The organism is Rhodococcus sp. (in: high G+C Gram-positive bacteria) (assembly GCF_049286785.1).
Taxonomy (GTDB): Bacteria; Actinomycetota; Actinomycetes; order Mycobacteriales; family Mycobacteriaceae; genus Rhodococcus_F.
Window position 1 is genome coordinate 1 of record NZ_JBAQEO010000762.1, and the last position, 2,159, is coordinate 2,159.

General features: G+C 62.4%; 2 protein-coding genes. Both read right to left on the bottom strand.

The genetic code is table 11. From position 1 onward, the window contains the following. Window positions 1–85: 85 nt before the first annotated feature. A complete protein-coding gene (locus WAW17_RS27540; protein WP_422336034.1) occupies window positions 86–1,177 on the bottom strand; it encodes an MCE family protein in 1,092 nt (363 codons plus the stop codon). Then, window positions 1,174–2,157, bottom strand: coding sequence for an MCE family protein (locus WAW17_RS27545; RefSeq protein WP_422336035.1), 984 nt, complete (start codon window positions 2,155–2,157; stop codon window positions 1,174–1,176). Before WAW17_RS27545 ends, WAW17_RS27540 begins: the two co-directional genes overlap by 4 nt. Window positions 2,158–2,159 lie beyond the last annotated feature (2 nt).

Consider the following 2,159-nt stretch of genomic DNA (forward strand, 5'->3'; position numbering starts at 1 on the left):
GCCACCACGACGGCAGCGATCCCGCCGCGGATCCACCATTTCTTCCGGGAGTCGGGAGACCGATCGTTCGTCTCCTGTCGATCGGTCATCGCGGTGCCTCCGGGGGAAGTACCCGAGTCCTCGAACCGTCGGGACTTCTGAGGTCGATGGACGGGGGCGGCGTCAAGTACGACTGAAGATCGTTCGGCAGGTGCTCAGGCCACGTGATGGCGTCACTGAGCCCCTGGAACGCCTTGCTGAGGCCGATGTTGTAGACGTACGCCATGAAGAAGGGACCGCTACCGACGGATTCACCGAGCTGCGTCGCATAGGGCGCGAGACCGTCGAGAGCCTGGGAGATGTCGTCCTTGTTCCTCTGCAGGATGTCGACTACCGAGTTGAGCTTGTCGAGCGTCGGCTTCATCTGCTCCTGATTGTCCTGGACCAGACCCGTCAGCTGTCGCGACACTGCAGAAATATTCACGATGAGCTGACCGATCGCGGCCCGGCGCCGATCGAGCTCGCCGAACAACTCGTTGCCGTCGACGATCAGCGAATTGATCTGTCCGCTGCGCTCCGCCAGGATACCGGTGACGCTCTCCGCACGCGAAAGTAGTTGCCGGAGAGTCTCGTCCCGGGAGTTGATGCTCTCCGACAGGCGGGTCATTCCGTCCAGCGCGGTCCGCAGTTCGGGTGGAGTGTTCTCGAGGGCACCCGACATCGCGTTGAGCGCGTTGTTGACCTGATCGGTGTCGAGTTCCGACACCGTGGTCGTGAGGTCGCCGAGCGCGTCGTTGAGTGAATACGGAGAAGTTGTGCGTTCCACCGGAATAGTTCCACCGACGGGCATCGTGCCGTGACCGAGCGGGGTGATCGACAACGCCTTCTTTCCGAGGATCGTGTTGGTCTTGATGTTCGCCTCGGTGGCGTCGCCGAGTTCGACGTCGCTCTCGATACTGAAGGTGACCAGCACGCTCTGATCGTCGAGTTCGATTTCCGCCACCTTGCCGACGTCGACGCCTGCCATCGTCACGGTGTCGCCGCTGGCCAGACCCCCGGCGTCCTCGAAGTACGCCGAGTACCGGATTCCTCCCGAGAGGAACTGCAGACGGTCGTACTGCAGGGTGGCGATCACCGTCATGATCGCCAGGGTCAGTCCGATGAGGCCGACCTGAACCGGATTACGTTCACTTCTCATGACTGCGGTGCACACCTCCCCGTGTTCTGACCGCCGGGCATATTGACCACCAGATCCTGGCCGTCCGGTCCGGAGAACTTGAACTTGGTTGCACAGACGTACATCTGGAAGAAGCTGCCGTACGTACCGATCCGGATGAGTCTCTTGTACGAGGCAGGCAGGTTCTGGATCACGTACTCGAGGTCGTCCTCGCCCATCTGCAGCTGCGACGCGGTGCGATTCGCCTCTGCGATCGTGCCCTGCAGCGGGGGCCGAGCGCCCTCGAGTAGCTGGGCGAGATCTCCTGTGGCACCGGCGATCCGCGGAATCGCGTCACCGATCGGGTCACGGTCCTGAGCGAGGCCGCTGACCAGTTGTTGCAGTTGATCCAGGGTGGTCCCGAACTGGTCCCCTCGATTGTTGATGGTTCCGAGCACCTCGTTCAGGTTGGTGATGACTTCCCCGATCAACTGGTCGCGGTCGGCAAGTGTGTTGGTGAACGAACTCGTGCTGCCCAGCAGTGACACGAGCGTTCCGCCCTGCCCTTGGAACACCTGCACCAACGCCTCCGACAGATCGTTGACCTGCTGGGGATTGAGCGAACGCAGGAGAGGTTTGAATCCGCCGAGCAGAAGATCGAGATCCAGTGCAGGCGAGGTGTTCTCGACAGGAATGGAGCCACCGTCGGGCAGCGGTTCCGCCGAACCTGCCCCCTCGAGAAGCTCGAGGTAGCGGTCGCCGGTGAGGTTCTCGTAGCGGACCGTCGCCTTCGTTCCTTCGAAGAGCGTGTACTTCGAATCCACAGTGAAATCGACGTCGGCGAGGGCATCCTTGCCGATGGCCACCGTGTCGACCTTCCCGACGGGCACCCCGGCGATCCGCACCTTGGCGCCGGACGCGAGCCCGGACACGTCGGTGAACGTCGCATGATAGTCGTGGGCCGTGGTGAACCGGTACTGACTGAACACCAGCGCCAGTCCGGCGAAGACGAGCAGCATCACCG

Bases quoted from the DNA above. Each gene is read 5' to 3' on its own strand.
- WAW17_RS27540 (WP_422336034.1), bottom strand. From the start codon at position 1,177: ATGAGAAGTGAACGTAATCCGGTTCAGGTCGGCCTCATCGGACTGACC.